At 68.9% G+C, this 14,817-nt stretch carries 14 protein-coding genes; 4 read left to right on the top strand and 10 right to left on the bottom strand.

From position 1 onward, the window contains the following. Nucleotides 1–429 (top strand): ribonuclease HI (gene rnhA, locus ACOJTB_RS16625; RefSeq protein ID WP_420103639.1); only part of this gene is annotated, 429 nt, incomplete at its 5' end. On the opposite strand, the gene ACOJTB_RS16620 is transcribed toward rnhA, so the two are convergent. Next, nucleotides 413–970 (bottom strand): GNAT family N-acetyltransferase, encoded by a 558-nt coding sequence (locus ACOJTB_RS16620; RefSeq protein ID WP_420103638.1) that lies wholly within the window; start codon nucleotides 968–970, stop codon nucleotides 413–415. The genes rnhA and ACOJTB_RS16620 overlap by 17 nt on opposite strands. A gap of 454 nt (nucleotides 971–1,424) precedes the next feature. Here ACOJTB_RS16620 and nhaA point away from each other — a divergent pair, with 454 nt between their 5' ends. Further along, nucleotides 1,425–2,597 (top strand): Na+/H+ antiporter NhaA, encoded by a 1,173-nt coding sequence (gene nhaA / locus ACOJTB_RS16615; RefSeq protein WP_420103637.1) that lies wholly within the window; start codon nucleotides 1,425–1,427, stop codon nucleotides 2,595–2,597. Nucleotides 2,598–2,613: 16 nt separating this feature from the next. Here nhaA and ACOJTB_RS16610 read toward each other — a convergent pair whose 3' ends face one another. Together ACOJTB_RS16610 and ACOJTB_RS16605 are read right to left on the bottom strand one after the other, a co-directional pair. Next, nucleotides 2,614–3,066 carry a GNAT family N-acetyltransferase gene (locus ACOJTB_RS16610; RefSeq protein WP_420103636.1) on the bottom strand — a complete coding sequence of 151 codons (453 nt, stop codon included), beginning with the start codon at nucleotides 3,064–3,066 and terminating at the stop codon, nucleotides 2,614–2,616. Between the two features lie 74 nt (nucleotides 3,067–3,140). Beyond that, nucleotides 3,141–4,064 carry a LysR substrate-binding domain-containing protein gene (locus ACOJTB_RS16605; protein WP_420103635.1) on the bottom strand — a complete coding sequence of 308 codons (924 nt, stop codon included), beginning with the start codon at nucleotides 4,062–4,064 and terminating at the stop codon, nucleotides 3,141–3,143. A gap of 81 nt (nucleotides 4,065–4,145) precedes the next feature. Between ACOJTB_RS16605 and ACOJTB_RS16600 the strand changes: the two genes are divergently transcribed. Then, on the top strand, nucleotides 4,146–5,180 hold the full coding sequence (locus ACOJTB_RS16600; RefSeq protein WP_420103634.1) for a sodium-dependent bicarbonate transport family permease: 1,035 nt from the start codon (nucleotides 4,146–4,148) through the stop codon (nucleotides 5,178–5,180). Nucleotides 5,181–5,272: 92 nt separating this feature from the next. On the opposite strand, the gene ACOJTB_RS16595 is transcribed toward ACOJTB_RS16600, so the two are convergent. Together ACOJTB_RS16595 and ACOJTB_RS16590 are read right to left on the bottom strand one after the other, a co-directional pair. After that, nucleotides 5,273–5,758, bottom strand: a complete 486-nt coding sequence (locus ACOJTB_RS16595; protein WP_420103633.1) for a peroxiredoxin — start codon at nucleotides 5,756–5,758, stop codon at nucleotides 5,273–5,275. Between the two features lie 51 nt (nucleotides 5,759–5,809). Further along, the gene (locus ACOJTB_RS16590; protein WP_420103632.1) at nucleotides 5,810–6,673 is read right to left on the bottom strand and encodes a protein-disulfide reductase DsbD domain-containing protein; all 864 of its coding nucleotides are present in this window, start codon (nucleotides 6,671–6,673) and stop codon (nucleotides 5,810–5,812) included. A 234-nt stretch (nucleotides 6,674–6,907) separates the two neighbouring features. Between ACOJTB_RS16590 and ACOJTB_RS16585 the strand changes: the two genes are divergently transcribed. After that, nucleotides 6,908–7,519, top strand: a complete 612-nt coding sequence (locus ACOJTB_RS16585; protein WP_420103631.1) for a YqgE/AlgH family protein — start codon at nucleotides 6,908–6,910, stop codon at nucleotides 7,517–7,519. Between the two features lie 49 nt (nucleotides 7,520–7,568). Here ACOJTB_RS16585 and ACOJTB_RS16580 read toward each other — a convergent pair whose 3' ends face one another. The 5 genes from ACOJTB_RS16580 to ACOJTB_RS16560 form a co-directional block, all read right to left on the bottom strand. Then, a complete protein-coding gene (locus tag ACOJTB_RS16580; RefSeq protein WP_420103630.1) occupies nucleotides 7,569–10,478 on the bottom strand; it encodes an EAL domain-containing protein in 2,910 nt (969 codons plus the stop codon). Nucleotides 10,479–10,588: 110 nt separating this feature from the next. Further along, a complete protein-coding gene (locus ACOJTB_RS16575; RefSeq protein WP_420103629.1) occupies nucleotides 10,589–11,188 on the bottom strand; it encodes a GNAT family N-acetyltransferase in 600 nt (199 codons plus the stop codon). Between the two features lie 5 nt (nucleotides 11,189–11,193). Continuing rightward, on the bottom strand, nucleotides 11,194–12,534 hold the full coding sequence (locus ACOJTB_RS16570) for a M16 family metallopeptidase (protein ID WP_420103628.1): 1,341 nt from the start codon (nucleotides 12,532–12,534) through the stop codon (nucleotides 11,194–11,196). Further along, on the bottom strand, nucleotides 12,531–13,946 hold the full coding sequence (thrC, locus tag ACOJTB_RS16565; RefSeq protein WP_420103627.1) for a threonine synthase: 1,416 nt from the start codon (nucleotides 13,944–13,946) through the stop codon (nucleotides 12,531–12,533). The genes ACOJTB_RS16570 and thrC overlap by 4 nt, the downstream gene beginning before the upstream one ends. An 80-nt stretch (nucleotides 13,947–14,026) precedes the next feature. Continuing rightward, nucleotides 14,027–14,788, bottom strand: coding sequence for an SURF1 family protein (locus ACOJTB_RS16560; RefSeq protein ID WP_420103626.1), 762 nt, complete (start codon nucleotides 14,786–14,788; stop codon nucleotides 14,027–14,029). Nucleotides 14,789–14,817 lie beyond the last annotated feature (29 nt).

Genomic DNA, 14,817 nt, shown 5'->3' with positions numbered 1-14,817 from the left:
GTGTGGACGGACGGGGCGTGCTCCGGAAACCCCGGCCCCGGCGGCTGGGGGGCGATCCTGTCCTATAACGGGGTCGAGAAGGAGCTCTCCGGTGGCGAGCCGCAGACCACCAACAACCGCATGGAGCTGATGGCGGCCATCGCGGCGCTGGAGGCGCTGAAGCGCCCCTGCACCGTCGCGCTCCACACCGACAGCCAGTATCTTCGCCAGGGCATCACCGGCTGGATCCATGGCTGGAAGAAGAATGGCTGGCGCACCGCCGACAAGAAGCCGGTGAAGAACGCCGAGCTCTGGCAGCGCCTCGACGCCGCGCTCGGTCAGCACAAGATCGAGTGGAAATGGGTCAAGGGCCATGCCGGCGACGAGAGGAACGAGCGGGCCGACGCCCTCGCGCGCGCTGGGATGGCGCCGTTCAAGCCGGGGCGCTGACGCCTGAAGCGCCGTGGGCGATCCGGTCGAGGGTCCAGAGAAACGTCGGCGCTCCGTGCAGGATTACCTCGCTGTCGCGCTGGAAGCCTGCGCGTTGCAGCACCTTCGCCGATGCGGGGTTAGCCGGCCGTACGAGGCCGATCACGGGCGCGGCGCCCAACTGCCCGAACGCGGCCGACAGCGCCGCCTGAACGATCTCCCCGGCAAATCCCTGGCCCCAAGCAGAGGGGTGCAGGTGATAGGAGAGGTTGAGGCCTGTGAAGCTCTCGCTCACGGTGACGCCGCCGAAGCCGATAAGACGGCCTTGGTGGAGGACAGCCCAGCGGCCGAAGCCATGTTGCTCCCAGTGGGCCATGTCCTTCGCGAGCCGCGCGGCGCTTGCCTCCGGCGTGTCGGGCGTCGGGTCCGGCCGATGGGCGACGAGCGCCGGGAGGCTAAACAGCTCCGTGACGAACGGGAGGTCTCCCGTTGCGGGGATGCGCAGGCTCAGGCGTTCCGTCTGTCGCCCCGACAGTGAGGAAAGTTCGGGAGCGGTCGTCATCGTCTGTCGTTCTCGCAAGAGTCTAGACATGGCTCACGGCCTAGGCGCATGCAAGCAGGCAGCGCGCACGCCAGCCAGGAGCAGCAGCCACGGCCGTTAACCATCCGCTCACCATGATCCGAGACATTTGCCTCAAATGCCCCGCAGGCCGGAACGGCGTGGGGCGCCGGCGGATTGTCTCGGCATCACGGAGGGTCGTTCGATGTCGTTTCGCATTCCTCTCGATCTCTGGCTCTGGCTCGCCGTCGCGGCCAATCTGGCCGTCACAGCCGCGCTCTACGCCAATCCGCTCGCCACATTCGGCTGACCTGCGATTTCGCGCCGAGGGCGGTTGCCGCTGGGAAATCGCCATGTCATAGGGCGAGCGGGTGCGCGGCCCGCGAGGGGCCGGCAGGTTGAGGGCATCGGTCGGGCCGCCGGTGCGGAAAATCCTGTTGCCAGGAGTCTGCTCCCCGTGACCTCGCCCCGCCCGACCTCCGCTCTGCGCGCCTTTCTCGGCAATGAAGCCGCCGCCGGCCTGCTTCTGATGGCCAGCGCCGCGCTGGCGCTGATCGTCGCCAATTCACCGCTCGCGCCTGGCTATTTCGCCGCGCTGTCCGCCTATCTCGGCCCGCTCAGCCTGCTGCACTGGATCAATGACGGGCTGATGGCCCTCTTCTTCCTGCTCGTCGGGCTGGAGATCAAGCGCGAGCTGCTCGATGGCCGTCTGCGCACCTGGCCGGACCGCATCCTGCCGGGCATCGCCGCACTCGGCGGCATGGCCGGCCCGGCGCTGGTCTATGTCGCCGTGAACTGGCACTCGCTTGGGACGCTGCGCGGCTGGGCGATTCCCGCGGCGACGGACATCGCCTTCGCGCTCGGCGTTCTCGCTCTGCTCGGCAGCCGCGTGCCGATCTCGCTCAAGGTGTTCCTGACGGCGCTCGCGATTATCGACGATCTCGGCGCGGTCGTCATCATCGCGCTGTTCTACACCGGCGGCCTGTCGCTGCCGATGCTGGCGGGCGCGGCCGTGACGCTGGCCGTCCTGATCGGGCTCAACCGCGCCGGCGTCACGCGGCTTTCGCCCTATCTGATGCTGGGCGTGCTGCTGTGGGTCTTCACCCTGAAATCGGGCGTGCACGCCACCATCGCCGGGGTGCTGCTGGCTCTGACGATTCCGCTGCGCCCCAGCGCCGGCAAGCCGGACGATCCGCATTCGCCGCTGCACCGGCTCGAACACGGCCTGCATCCCTGGAGCGCGTTCCTCGTGGTGCCGATCTTCGGCTTCGCCAATGCGGGCGTCTCGCTGAGCGGCGTCAGCCCGCAGATGCTGCTCGACCCGGTGACGCTCGGCGTGGCGCTGGGCCTGTGGCTCGGCAAGCAGATCGGCGTCTTCGGCACCGTCTGGCTGACGGTGCGGATGGGCTTCGCCCAGCGCCCGGCACAGGCCGGCTGGATGCAGATCTACGGCATCTCACTGCTCTGCGGCATCGGCTTCACCATGAGCCTGTTCATCGGCCTGCTGGCCTTCGCCGGCATGCCGGCGCTCGAAGCCGAAACCAAGATCGGTGTGCTGATCGGGTCGCTCGCCTCGATGGCGCTGGGCGCGCTCGTGTTGCTGCTCGCCCCGGCGCGACGAGCGAACTAAGGCACCGCCTCGAGCGTCAGCCCAGAGGCTGGCGGTAGATGATGAAGCCGGGCTTGTCGGCCACCTTGTCGTAGAGCGCCTGTCCCTGCAGGTTGCTCTCATGCGTCATCCAGTAAACGCGGAAGCAATCGTTCTCCCGCGCCATCTGGTTGACCGCCGCGATCAGCTTGCGGCCGATGCCGCCGCCGCGCGCCTCGGCCACCGTGAAGAGATCTTGCAGATAGCAGATGTTCTTCTCGTTCCAGGTGCTGCGGTGGATGACCCAATTGACCATCCCGAGCGCGACCCCGTCCCGCTCGGCGAGGAACCCGCCCATCGGCTCGTCGCCGCCGGTGAGGCGTGAGAAGGTTACGTCGTCGACTCCGGCCGGAACCTTCGCGTTGTAGAAATCGAGATAGCCGCGCCAGAGGCCGAGCCACGCCTCCCGGTCGGCAGCGGTCAGCGGGCGGATGACGACGGTCTCGGACATGATGAGCTCCCCAGGGGCGCGACCATAACCTCGCGACAGAAGGCTTGTCTCATCACAAGCGGATGTCGAAACCATCACTGCGTGACAGGGAGGGGAGAGGGCGAAGCGGCGGCGCTCCCCGGCAGCTCGCGATCCTCTCCCGTCAGGGAGCGCACGATGTGATGCGCCAGACGGTCGCTGGGCTGGGGCGGGCTGGTGCCCATCATCAGCGCGATCTCGGCCTCGGGCAGGCGGGGCAGCCCGGCCTTGTGATCCAGCACCCTGAAGTCGGGCGGGACCATGCCGGCGGGCAGGACGGTGACGCCGAGCCCGGCCCGCACCGCGGCCTGCGCGCCCGCCAGCGAGGTCGAGGTATAGGCGACGCGCCAGCCGCGCCCGGCATCGTCGAGGGCTTTCAGCGCGCGGCGGCGATACACGCAAGGATGTGGTGAGACGACGAGCGGCAGGGCCTGGGCAGGGTCGGCGAAGGCCGCGTCCCGCTCGGCGGCGCAGGCCCAGACCAGCGCCTCGCGCCAGACCCTCACCCCCTCGCTCGGCCCCAATGGTTCGCGCTTGACCAGCACGAGATCGAACTCGCCGAGCCGGAAACGGTCGATGAGATGGAGGGTAAGGTCGGTCGTGACCTCCAGCGTGACGTTCGGATGCGCCCGCGAGAAGGCGGCGAGCACCCCCGGCAGATGCACCGTGGCGAAATCCTCCGGCGTGCCGAGCCGCACCGTGCCGGCCATGGTCGGCTCCGACAGGCGGTCCACCACCTCCGCCGACAGAGCCAGGATGCGCCGGCCATAGCTCAGCAGGGTTTCCCCTTCGCCTGTCAGGTGAAAGCTGCGCGGGCCGCGATCCACCAGCCGGCAGCCCAGCCGGTCCTCCAGCCGCTTGAGATGCAGGCTGATCGTGGGCTGGCTCAGGCGCAGCCTCTCCCCGGCGCGGGTGAGGTTGCCGGCCTCGGCGGCCGTGACGAAGGTCCGCAGCAGATCGTAGTCGAGAGGCGCTGACATGCCCCATCATTGCGAATTTCAATGACAGGCGCCAGAACTATCTAGTTCAACATGGGATGGCGCTGGGGCAGGGTCGCCGTCATGACAGTCCTCGATCTCGCCCTCGCCAATCTGCTCTCGCCCGCCATCCTGTGCTTCGCGCTTGGCGCGTTCGCCGTGATGTTGCGATCCGACCTCCAACTCCCGGAGCCGGTCTTCGCGGCCATCTCGATCTATCTGATGCTCGCCATCGGTCTCAAAGGCGGTGTCGAGCTGGCCGATCGCTCGCTCTCCGAGCTCGCCGCCGCCGTGGCTGCCGCCCTGGCGCTCGGCTGCGCCATCCCGCTCTGGTGCTACGCCATGCTGCGGCTCTGGGCCGGGCTCGGCACGGCCGATGCGGCCGCGCTCGCAGCCCATTACGGCTCCGTCTCGGCGGTTACCTTCGCGGCGGTGGTCTCGCTGCTGGACAGGCAGGGAACGCCCTATGAGGGCTATGCGCCCGCCCTGCTGGCGCTCATGGAGGTCCCCGCCATCGTGGTCGCGCTCGGCCTGGCCGGCGCAGCCCGGCTGGCGACGCCGGTGGTGCCGGCCGGCGGCGGCGTCGCCACGCTTGAGGGCGGGCCCGGCTTCTCCGCTTTCGGGGGCAACCGCATGGCGGCAGTGCTCGGCGAGGTGCTGTCCTCCAAGAGCATCGTCCTGCTCGCCGGTGGCCTGCTGATCGGCGCCCTCGCCGGTCAGGCGGGCATGGCCAAGGTCAAGCCCTTCTTCGTGGATCTCTTTCAGGGAATGCTCTGCCTGTTCCTGCTGGAACTCGGCCGGCTGGCCGCGAGCCGGGCGGGCGATTTCCGGCAGGTGGGCTTGAAGCTCGCAGCCTTCGCGATCGTGGCGCCCGTGCTCCACGGCCTGCTCGGCATCGCGGCGGCCCATGCGGCCGGCCTCAGCCAGGGCGGGGCGGTCATCCTCGGCACGCTCGCCGCCAGTGCCTCCTACATCGCCGCGCCGGCTGCGGTGCGGCTGGCGCTGCCCGAGGCGAACCCCGGCTATTATCTGACCTGTTCGCTGGCGCTGACCTTCCCCTTCAACATGGTGCTCGGCATCCCGATCTATGCGGCGATGGCGGGCTGGATCTATGGCTGAAGCCGGCAGGCCTCTCGCGGGCCGCAATGCAAAAGCCCGCGCGATCGGCTCGCACGGGCTTCTTCATGTGAGGCTGGAACCTTCGTGAAGGCTCAGAGCTGGCCGAGCATCGTTTCCGCGCCGGAGGCGTCGGCCTTGCCGGGGGCGTCCTCGACATTGAGCGACTTCACCACGCCGTCATCCACCAGCATGGAATAGCGCTGGGAGCGGATGCCCATGCCGAAGCCGGTGCCGTCCATCGACAGGCCGATGGCCTTGGCGAAATCGCCATTGCCGTCGGAGAGGAATTCGAGTGTGCCCGCCGCGCCCGTCGCCTTGGCCCAGGCGTCGAGCACGAAGACGTCGTTGGTCGAGGTGGTCAGGATCGCGTCGACGCCCTTGGCCTTGATCGCGGCGGCCTTTTCCACGAAGCCCGGCAGGTGGTTCTTGTGGCAGGTCGGGGTGAAGGCGCCCGGCACCGCGAACAGCACGACCTTTCGGCCCTTGAACAGGTCTTCGGTCGTCTTCGCGGCCGGCCCGTCTGCGGTCATGATGCGGAACGTCGCCTGCGGAAGCTTGTCACCCACCTTGATCGTCATGCGCCTGTCCTCGCTGGAAGTTCGGGGCACCCCGGCCGCCGTGCTTTCCGATTAGGGCTTGGCCGGCGGAATGTCGAGTTCCAGCCGCGTCTCGACGGGCTTGGGTGTGCCTGTGATGGTGAAGATCAGCGGGACCGGGCCGGAGGCGCCCTTGGGCCGCTCGTTGATGCGGATCTGGGCCAGCACCGTGCCATCCGCCTGGGGTGTGAGCCGAGGCCGGCCGAAGGACCACATGCCAGGCCCCTCGACGAAAATGTCGTCGATGCCGCCGCCGGCGGGCACCTGCAGAACGAGCTTCAGGCCCGGATCCACCACCGTCTCGTCCGGCCGCGCCTCGATGATCGCGGTCTTCTCGCGATGCGGGCCGGGCTTGACCGGCGCGGGAACGCGCGCCTCGAAGCTCTCCAGCCGCGGCGAGCTCACCGCGGTCACGCCGGGCTCCAGCCACAGCCGCGCCTCGCCTTGGGCGGGGATGCAGATCTTCTGGCAGATCGCGAATTCCAGCTTCAGCACCACCAGCACGGGCCGGGTCGGATCGACCGGCTGCAGCGACACCGGGATCACCACCTCGCCGACATAGCCGACCGAGAAGCCGGCCGAATCCTCGAAGCGTTGCGGCGCCGGCCAGCGCACGTCCAGCCCGCCGATATTGGTCGAGCCGGACCAGTCGAAACGCGGCGGCACGCCGAATTCGCCGGGGCTGCGCCAATAGGTCTTGTAACCCGGCGCCATCACGATCTCGACGCCGATGCGCTGCTTGCCGCTCGCGGCCGTGGGGCCCGCGATCAGGCGCAGCTTGGCATGCTCGCCGACGGACCAGGGCGAGACGGCGGCCTCCGTCACCGTCTCCTGCGCCCAAGCCGGGCCGGCGAGAAGCGACAGATATAGTGCCAGAAGGGACAAAATCCGGATCACGGTCCTGCCTTAGCGATTGCCGTGACGAAATGCGACCAAAACCTTGGTTCCTCACGCGCTTGCGATGTCGGGAGGCGCTCTTGATGCCCGGTGATTGCGGCGCAATCGCGATGCGCCTTCGCCGCCGGCCGGCGCGCGCTCGAAGGGATGTGTCGCGCTCGCTCTCGCGGATGGCCGTGCGGCCTTTGCCGAAAGGGCTTTCCACCTGCGGATTCCATGATCTAGCATGCTCGGATGAAGATCGGCTCACAGAAGCGCCTCGGCGGCCGCAACTACCTGGAAGGCCAGTGCCTGATCGCCATGCCCGGCATGGCCGATCCGCGCTTCAGCCGTTCCGTCGTCTATCTGTGCGCCCATTCCGAGGATGGGGCGATGGGCATCATCGTCAACAAGCCGGCCGGCGACACGCGCTTTCCCGATCTGCTCGTCCAGCTCGACGTGATCGATTCCGAGGAGGCGATCCGCCTGCCCAGCGCCGCCGAACGCATGCAGGTGCTGCGGGGCGGGCCGGTCGAGACCAAGCGCGGTTTCGTGCTGCACACGGCGGATTTCTTCCTGGAATCGGCGACACTGCCGATCGACGATGGCATCTGCCTCACCGCGACGCTGGACATCCTGCGCGCCATCGCGGGCGGCAACGGGCCGGCCAGCGCCGTGCTGGCGCTCGGCTATGCCGGCTGGGGCGCGGGCCAGCTCGAAGCGGAAATCCAGTCCAATGGCTGGCTGCATTGCGAGGCCGACCCGGCCCTGCTCTTCGACGACGGCGTCGACACCAAATACCAGCGCGCGCTGGGCAAGATCGGCATCGACCCGGCGTTTCTTTCGCGCGAGGCGGGTCACGCCTGACCGATGGCGGCAGGCGCGGGCCTGACCTTCGAGCAAAAAAGGTGTCGGTCTAGGCCGCTTCCGTCGCTGCGACGCTGGCGGCGCCCATCAGGCGGCGCGCTTCGGCTGCGCTCATCGCCTGGCCGAAGATGTAGCCCTGCGCGTATTGGCAGCCCAGCTGGTAGAGCTCGATCGCGTCGGACTCGCTCTCGGCGCCTTCCGCGACCACATCCATGCCGAGATCCCCGGCGAGCTGCACGATCGAGCGCAGGATCACCGGCGGGCGGCCATGGCCCATCTGCCGCACGAAGCTCTGGTCGATCTTGATCGTGTCGAACGGGAAGCGCTGCAGATAGGACAGCGAAGAATAACCCGTGCCGAAATCGTCGAGCGACAAGCCCGCGCCGAGGTCGCGGATGCGGTGGAGCATCTGCGCGGCATATTCGGGGTTCTCCATCACCAGGCTCTCGGTGATCTCGAGCTTCAGCGTGCCCGGCAACACGCGCCGGCGGCCGAGTACGGTCTTCACGTCGTGCAGCAGGTCGTGGCGCAGCAGCTGCCGGCTCGAGACGTTGACGCTCGCGAAGATCGGCGGATCGACCTCCAGCGCCGCCTGCCAGGCTTCCAGCTCCCGCGCCGTCTTGTCCATCACATAGACGCCGAGATCGACGATCAAGCCCGTCTCCTCGGCGATGGCGAGGAAGTCCTGCGGCATCAGCCGGCCTTCGCGCGGATGGTCCCAGCGCACCAGCGCCTCGAAACCGGCGATGGTCCGGTCCTCCAGCCGCACGATCGGCTGGTACATCACCTGGATCTCGCCGCGCTCGATCGCCCGGCGCAGATCGCTTTCCAGCGCGAGGCGGTCGTTGCGGTCGGTCCGCATCGCCGGCACGAAGATCTCGATCTTGTTGCCGCCCTGGCGCTTGGCATGGGCCATGGCGAGCTCCGCATTCTTCAGCGCATCGTCCTTGCGCGCGGCGGGCGAGGGGTCGAACAGCGCCAGCCCGATCGAGGGCGTCAGCACGATCTCGCGCTCGGCATAGGTGATCGGCGTCGAGACGGCGCGGCGCACCAGTTCCGCCAGCGCCAGGATGCGCTCGGGATCGCGCTCGGAAACCAGGATCATCGCGAAGGTGTCGCCGCCGATGCGCGCCAGCGTGTCCTGCGCCCGCAGCAGCCGGCCGAGCCGGCGGGCCAGCGTCAGCAGGATTGAATCGCCCGCCGAGAACCCGATCGACTCGTTGACCTGCTTGAAGCGGTCGACATCGATCACCAGCACGGTCGGGCGGATATTGTCGTCGGCGCGGGTGAAGCCGAAGATCGCGCCCAGCCGGTCCTGAAACAGCTTGCGGTTGGGCAGCCCTGTCAGATTGTCGTGGACGGCGTCGTGGAGCAGCCGCTCCTGCGCCGTGCGCTGGTCGGTGACGTCGGCGAGCGTGCCGATCACGCGGATCACCTCGCCGTCCGAGCCCAGCACCGGCCGCGCCTTGATGTTGAGCCAGTGATAGGCGCCGCTGGCGGCGCGCAGCCGCACATCGAGATTGAGCTTGCCGCGCCGCTGCTCCAGCACCGCGTCGAGCGTGACGCGATAGCGGTCGCGATCGGAGACATGCATGAGCTCGAGCCAGCGCGAGGCCGAGCCTTCGAGCGTGCCCTTGGGCAAACCGAGCAGAACCTCGATCTGCGGCGAGACGAAGATGCGGTCGGCGCTGACGTCCCAGTCGAAGACGAGGTCGCCCGAGCCGGAGAGCGCCAGCGCGCGGCGCTCCGTGTCGGAAACCAGCCCCTGCGACAGGCCGGAGCCCGCGAAGGCGTGCTGGATCACGGTGAAGCCGATCAGCAGCACGATCAGCACGAGCCCGCCCAGCAGCGCTGGCGCCACCAGGTCCCGCTGGAACTGCCCCGTCACGGTGAAGCCGGCGGCGGTGACCCACACCGCGAGCAGGAACCAGGTCGGGATCAGCATCACCGCCCGCTCATAGCCATGGGTGGCCAGATGCACGACGAGGATGAAGCCGATCGCCGCCACGGCCGCGATGGAGATGCGCGCGATGCCCGCCGCCATCGGCGCGTCGAAGACGGCGAGGCCTACCAGGCCGGCCAGCCCCAGGATCCACAAAATCGTGATGTGCCCATAGCGCACATGCCAGCGCGACAGGTTGAGATAGGCGAAGAGGAAGACGACCAGCGTCGCCGCCAGCACCACCTCGGCGCCCGCGCGATAGATGCGCTCGATCTGCGGGGTGAGCGGGAAGAGGCGCTGGAAGAAGCCGAAATCCAGGCCAGCATAGGCCAGAACGGCCCAGGCCAGCGCGGCGGCGGCCGGGAAGATGACCGCGCCCTTCACCACGAAGATGATGGTCAGGAACAGCGCCAGCAGGCCGGCGATGCCGATGATGATGCCCTTGTAGAGCGTCAGCCCGTTGGTCTTCTGGCGATAGGCGTCGGGCTCGTAGAGATAGAGCTGGGGCAGGTTGGGCGATTTCAGCTCGGCGACGAAGGTGACGGTGGTGCCGGGGTCGAGCGTGATCAGGAAGACGTCGGCGTCCGGGCTCGCCTCGCGGTCGGGCGAGAGGCCCTGGCTGGCGGTCACCGCCTCGATGCGCTTGTCGCCGAGATCGGGCCAGACCACGCCCGAACCGATCAGGCGGTGGAAGGGCGCCACCAGCAGCCGGTCGATCTGCTCGTCGGAATCATTGGTGAGCGCGAAGACGATCCAGTCCGGCCGGGCGCCCGCCTCGCGCGCCTTCACGGCTATGCGCCGCACGATGCCGTCCGGCCCCGCTGCGGTGGAAATCTGGATGACGTCGCCGTCGGATTTGTTGCGCTCGACGATGCGGGTGAGGTCGATCACCGGCGCGTCAAGCGGCACCCGCACGGCATCGACGGCGCCCGCCGGCGCGATACCGGCGAGGCTGAACCACAGGGTCAGGCCGACGACGGCCAGGCCGGCGCGGAAAAGTCGCTCGAAGAGGGGCAAGCTGCGCTCGGTGATCAGGCGAAGGACGATCGTTCGATATTGAACGAATTTTCGTAGCCGGGGCTCGTGGCGAGGGCAAGGCAAGCGCGGGCCACCATCCACCGCCCGGCTCAAATCGGGCCGCCGCCGGCCCGGTCGGAGGACAGGGCGGCATAGAGTAGATGGTCGGACCACGTACCGTTGATCTTGAGATAGCCGCGCGCCAGCCCCTCATGCCGGAAGCCGACCCGCTCGAGCAGGCGCCGCGAGGGATCGTTGTTGGGCAGGCAGGCCGCCTCGACCCGGTGGAGCGCCAGCTCCGAGAAGGCGAAGCGCAGCGCTCCGCGCACGGCCTCGGTCATGTGGCCCTTGCCGGCATGGCGCTGGCCCATCCAGTAGCCCAGCGTGCAGGCCTGCGCGACGCCGCGGCGGATCAGCCCCAGCGTCAGGCCGCCGAGAAGTGCCTCCGAATGCGCCTCGAAGACGAAGAGCGAATAGGCCTCGTCGCTCGCGATCTCGCGGGCGGCGCGTTTGGCGCGCAGCCGGAACGAGGCGCGGGTGAGGTCGTCCTCGTTCCAGGTCGGCTCCCAGGGCGTCAGGAACTCGCGGCTTTCCATCCGCAACACCGCCCAGGCGGAATAATCATCCGCATCCGGCGCACGCAGATAGAGATTGGCCGTCCGGATCAGCGGGCGGCTCTGCGGTTCGCTGGGGAAGCGGAAGAGGGCCATGGCGCTCAGTCCGCCGCCCGCGCCGCCTGCCGCAGCCGCTTGGCCGTCGGCAATCCGTGCAGCGGCCCGACGGCCGCGATCGTCGGCTGGTGGCCGAGCAGACTGCGCCCGGCCGCGCGCACGGCCTCCAGCGTGACGGCATCGAGCCGTGCCGCCAGCTCCTCGCGCGGAACCGCGCGGCCGAACAGCAGCACCTGCCGCGCCATCTGCTCCAGCTTCCCGCCCGGGCTTTCCAGAGAGGCCAGCAGCCCGACCTTCATCTGCGCCCTTGCGCGCGCCACCTCGATCTCCGTGACATCCTCCGCCGCCTGACGCAGGCAGGCGAGCGCGACCTCGACCAGCTCGCCGACATCCTCCGGCGCGGTGCCGGCCCCGATGCCGAACACGCCGCAATCGGAGAAGGGCCAGTGGAAAGCGTCGACGGCATAGGCCAGGCCGCGCTCCTCGCGCACCTCCTGAAACAGCCGCGACGACATGCCCCCGCCCAGCACCGAGGCGAAGATCTGCAGCGCGTAATGCTGGCCGTTGGCGAAGGGCTTGCCGGGCAGGCCGATGACGAGATGCACCTGCTCCTCGTCGGAGCCGATGCGCGCCTCGCCGCCGCGATAGGCGCCGTTCTCGCGCGGCGTCGGCTGCGCGGGAGTCTCCGGCAGCGACGCCAGATGCTCGCGCGCCAGCGCCACCAGTTCGGCATGATCGACGGAGCCGGAAGCCGCCAGCACGATGTTGCCGGCATGGTAGTTGCGGGCGAGATAGGCGCGGATCGCGTCGGGCGTGAAGCTCTTCACCGTCTGCGCCGTTCCCAGGATCGGCCGGCCGATCGGCTGGTCCGGGAAGGCCGCCTGCAGGAAGCGGTCGTAGACCAGATCGTCCGGCGTATCCTGGACCGCCGAGATCTCCTGCAGGATCACGCCCTTCTCGCGCTTCAGCTCCTCCTCCGTCAGCGCCGGGGAGGTGACGATGTCGGCGAGGATATCGACCGCCAGCGGCAGGTCGGAGCCGAGCACGCGAGCTGTGTAGCAGGTGTATTCGACGCTGGTGGCGGCGTTGAGGTCCCCGCCGACGCTCTCGATCTCCTCGGCGATCTGGCGGGCATTGCGCCGCGCCGTGCCCTTGAAGGCCATGTGTTCGAGCAGATGGGCGAGCCCGTGCTCATGCGGCAGCTCGTCCCGCGAGCCGGCGCCGATCCACAGCCCCAGCGAGACGGTCGCGGCATGGTCCATGCGCTGCGAGACCACCCGCAGGCCCGAAGGCAGCGTCGTCAGCGCGACATCGGGATCGTGCCCGCCGTGCCCCGTCGCCGGCGCTGCAATCTCGGCGATCTCGGCCGGTGCCGCGACGCTCACGCCGCCGCTCCCCGGACGGCGCGCGCCCGTTCGCGGACGAAGCGCTCGATCGTGCCGATCTCGTTCGGCAGCACGCTGAACCGCTCCGGCCGCTCCATCAGATCCGCCAGATGCGCCGGCAGCTTCGGCACGACGCCACAGGCCGCCTCGACCGCCGCCGGGAACTTGGCCGGATGGGCGGTGCCCAGCACCACGACCGGCGTGGCCGGGTCGCGCGCCAGACGCTGGCGGGCGGCGCCGACGCCGATCGCGCTGTGCGGATCGAGGAGATAGCCGCTCTCGGTCCAGGTCTCGCGGATTTCGGCGGCGATCTCGGTTTCGCTCATCGCAGCCGCGTCGAACTCAGCCCGGATGCGCGCGAGCGGCTCAGGCGCGATCTCGAAGCGCCCCGATTGCTGGAGGGACTGCATCAGTCCCTTCACGGCGGCGCCGTCGCGGCCATAGGCCTCGAACAGCAGCCGCTCGAAATTCGACGAGATCTGAATGTCCATCGAGGGCGAGGTCGTGGCCGCGACGCCGCGCATCTCGTAGACCCCGCTCTGCAGCGTCCGCGTCAGGATGTCGTTGCTGTTGGTGGCGATGGTCAGGCGCTCGATCGGCAGCCCCATCTGCTTGGCGACCCAGCCGGCGAGGATATCGCCGAAATTGCCGGTCGGCACCGCGAAGGACACCTTGCGATGCGGCGCGCCGAGGGAGACGGCGGCGGTGAAATAATAGACCACCTGCGCCGCGATCCGCGCCCAGTTGATCGAGTTCACGCCGGACAGGCCGATCTCGTCGCGGAAGGCGTGATGGTTGAACATCGCCTTCAGCAGGTTCTGGCAATCGTCGAAGGTGCCCTCGACGGCGATCGCGTGAACGTTTTCGGCCTCGACCGTCGTCATCTGCCGGCGCTGGACATCCGAGACGCGGCCGTGAGGGTAGAGGATAAAGACATCGACGCTCTTCAACCCCTTGAAGGCGTCGATCGCCGCCCCGCCGGTGTCTCCGGAGGTCGCGCCGATGATGGTGGCGCGCTGGCCGCGCTGGCCGAGCACATGGTCCATCAGCCGCCCGAGCAGTTGCATCGCCACATCCTTGAAGGCGAGCGTCGGGCCGTGGAACAGCTCCAGCACGAAAAGGTTGTCGCCGATCTGCGTCAGCGGGCACACCGCGGGGTGGCGGAAGGTCGCATAAGCCTCATGGATCATCCGGCCGAGCGCCTTGGGCTCGACATCGCCGTCGCTCAGCGCGCCGATGACCGTCTCCGCCACCGCCGCATAAGGCTGGCCGGAAAAGCCGGCGATCATGGCGGCGTCGAGCTTCGGCCAGGTGCGCGGCAGATAGAGCCCGCCGTCACGGGCGAGCCCCGCGAGCAGGGCGTCGGAAAAGGAGAGCGCCGGGGCTTCCCCCCGGGTGGAGACATGCAGCACGTCGAAAAGCCTTTGTGGTGATCGCAGAACCTATAGGCCTGTCGGCGGCAGAGGGCAAAATCCTTTGCGGGCCGCGAGCGTCACACCGTCTTCGGCGTCCTGCGCCCCTGCCAGACCCACGCCGCGAAAACCCCGATCAGCGTCGCGGCCAGCCCGAACCAGGTCAGCGCATAGGAGAGATGGTTGTCCGGGATGCGCGCGATCAGCTCGCGCACATCGACTCCGGCCGGCGGGGTCAGGCCATCGCCCTGTCGCTCGGCCTCCAGATAGAATGGCGCGGCCGGCAGACCGAGCGAGGCGGCGATCGCGGCCGGGTCGCGGGTGAAGAATTCGCGCTGCGCCGGCAGTTCGGCGGGCGTGAAGCTGTTGCGCCCTTCCGGCGCGCGCAGAAAGCCCGTGACCCGCACGGGTCCGCTCAAGGCATGGACCTCCCGCAGCCGGCTTTCCGGAACGAAGCCGCGATTGACCAGGACGACCCCGCCATCCGCCAGTCTCAGTCCCTGGAAGATCCAGCGGCCGAAACCCGAGAGCTGGCGCGAGCCGGGCGGTCCGGAGGCGATGGTGGTGCGCACGCTGGCGAAGCCATCCCCGACATAGCTGCCCTCCGCGGCGACATGAGTGAGGTCGAGCGCGGCCGGCGAAAGCCTGCCCCATTCCGCGCTTGGCGGCATCGGTGCGGGCGGCCCTGCCGCCTGCTCGCTCAGCCGCGCAATATAGGCCTGCTTCTCGCTCATCCGCGCGATCTGCCAGCTGCCGAGCCCGCACAGCACGAGCGTGCCGAGCGCCGTGAGCAGAGCCGGCAGCAAAAGGCGCGGGGCCTTGCGCGGGGACGCCTCGCTCATCCCTGCCGCCGGCCTTCCTCGGCCTTGTT

The sequence above is a fragment of the Allobosea sp. genome, from assembly GCF_048595345.1.
In the GTDB taxonomy this organism is placed as follows: Bacteria; Pseudomonadota; Alphaproteobacteria; order Rhizobiales; family Beijerinckiaceae; genus Allobosea.
This window is presented reverse-complemented; position numbering and strand designations above follow the sequence as displayed.

What these genes read in the sequence shown, in the direction of transcription:
- ACOJTB_RS16585 (WP_420103631.1), top strand. Translation starts at nt 6,908, where the DNA reads ATGAAGATCGGCTCACAGAAGCGCCTCGGCGGCCGCAACTACCTGGAA.
- ACOJTB_RS16610 (WP_420103636.1), bottom strand. Translation starts at nt 3,066, where the DNA reads ATGTCCGAGACCGTCGTCATCCGCCCGCTGACCGCTGCCGACCGGGAG.
- ACOJTB_RS16575 (WP_420103629.1), bottom strand. Translation starts at nt 11,188, where the DNA reads ATGGCCCTCTTCCGCTTCCCCAGCGAACCGCAGAGCCGCCCGCTGATC.
- ACOJTB_RS16560 (WP_420103626.1), bottom strand. Translation starts at nt 14,788, where the DNA reads ATGAGCGAGGCGTCCCCGCGCAAGGCCCCGCGCCTTTTGCTGCCGGCT.
- ACOJTB_RS16620 (WP_420103638.1), bottom strand. Translation starts at nt 970, where the DNA reads ATGACGACCGCTCCCGAACTTTCCTCACTGTCGGGGCGACAGACGGAA.
- ACOJTB_RS16595 (WP_420103633.1), bottom strand. Translation starts at nt 5,758, where the DNA reads ATGACGATCAAGGTGGGTGACAAGCTTCCGCAGGCGACGTTCCGCATC.
- ACOJTB_RS16605 (WP_420103635.1), bottom strand. Translation starts at nt 4,064, where the DNA reads ATGTCAGCGCCTCTCGACTACGATCTGCTGCGGACCTTCGTCACGGCC.
- ACOJTB_RS16600 (WP_420103634.1), top strand. Translation starts at nt 4,146, where the DNA reads ATGACAGTCCTCGATCTCGCCCTCGCCAATCTGCTCTCGCCCGCCATC.